1 protein-coding gene is annotated in these 485 nt (G+C 64.3%); it reads left to right on the top strand.

What is annotated here, in order from left to right; genetic code table 11:
* On the top strand, positions 1-392 hold a 392-nt coding region (locus ACFHWY_RS28825; protein ID WP_416583378.1), incomplete at its 5' end, for an integrase core domain-containing protein.
* Positions 393-485: the final 93 nt, after the last annotated feature.

Below are 485 nucleotides of genomic sequence, written 5' to 3'. Positions count from 1 at the left end.
TAGACGCGTTGACGATGGCGATCTGGCGGCGCGATCGTCAGGGCGCTGAACTGGGCGGACTGGTTCATCACTCGGACCGCAGAGTCCAATATCGAGCAACCCGCTACAGCCAGCGGCTGGCCGAAGCCGGCGCTGTCGCCTCGGTCGGGTCCAAGGGCGACTCGTACGACAAGGCGATGGCCGAGGCGTTCAACTCGCTCTACAAGGCCGAACTCGTCCGCAACCGAGGTCCGTGGCGTGGGCTCGACGACCTGGAGATGGCCACCGTCGAGTACATCGACTGGTACAACAACCGCCGGCTGCACGGCGAGCTCGGACACATCCCGCCCGCCGAACACGAGGCCCTACACGCGATGACACACCCGATCACCGCACCCCTGAAAACCAGCTAACCAACTCTCCACCAAACCCGGGGCTTGACATCTTTCGTTGCACCGCAACGGATCCGGGCGCGTCTGGACCGCTTGACCACATCGGCCACTCCA

The organism is Micromonospora sp. LOL_024 (assembly GCF_048060415.1).
GTDB lineage: Bacteria > Actinomycetota > Actinomycetes > Mycobacteriales > Micromonosporaceae > Micromonospora.
Note: the sequence above shows the minus strand (reverse complement) of the source record. Positions and strands in the feature narration are given on the sequence as shown.